The 720-nt window shown below is 63.1% G+C and carries 1 protein-coding gene; it reads left to right on the top strand.

Annotated features, from left to right (window positions below; translation table 11 throughout):
* On the top strand, positions 1-720 hold a 720-nt coding region (locus tag EOA24_RS40000), incomplete at both ends, for a tyrosine-type recombinase/integrase (protein ID WP_145992590.1).

Raw genomic sequence — 720 nt, 5'->3', positions numbered from 1 at the left:
CTGTAAGTTGCTGCGGCTTGCCCAGTGCGAATGGCCACCTGCCGCCGAAATCGAGCCGGATGCGATGCTTCGGCATACGATCTGCTACGAATACGAGGCCTGGTTGCGCGACGAGCGCGGTCTGGCAGATGCAACCATCGACGCGCTCCTGCGGGAGGCGCGGCGCTTTTTGGAATGGCAGTCCGGTCACGGTAAGGCCCCCGGTCTCTGGGCATTGAGCGTCCGGGACATCGATCTCTACATGGACATGCGAACCCGCGGCCTGCGGCGAATATCGCTCGCGAGGGTGGCCGCATGGCTCCGCTCACTGCTGCGCTATCTCCATCGGACGGGGCGCATCCCGACCGATCTGACCCCACACGTCATCGGTCCCATGCTCTATGCCTACGAGGATGTTCCCTCGACCCTGGACAGAAGCCAGATCTCCGCAGTTCTGGCGGTCACCAGGAAGGACAGCTCGCCGAGGGGGCTGCGCGACTATGCGATACTGCAGCTGCTCGCCACCTACGGTCTGCGAGAAGGCGAAATCTGCAGGCTTCAGCTTGACGACATCGACTGGCGCGCGGATTCCTTGCGCGTCCGTCATACCAAGACCAACGCGTGTTCTTACATGCCGCTGGTGGTGCCGGTCGGGGAAGCGCTGCTCGACTATCTGCGCCTCGGGCGCCCGCAGGTCGAAATACGGGAAATCTTCATCCGATCCTGCGCGCCCTATACCCT

It is taken from the genome of Mesorhizobium sp. M2A.F.Ca.ET.039.01.1.1, assembly GCF_003998035.1.
In the GTDB taxonomy this organism is placed as follows: domain Bacteria; phylum Pseudomonadota; class Alphaproteobacteria; order Rhizobiales; family Rhizobiaceae; genus Mesorhizobium.
The sequence above is the reverse complement of the archived record's forward strand: the minus strand, read 5'-3'. Positions and strand labels throughout refer to the sequence as shown.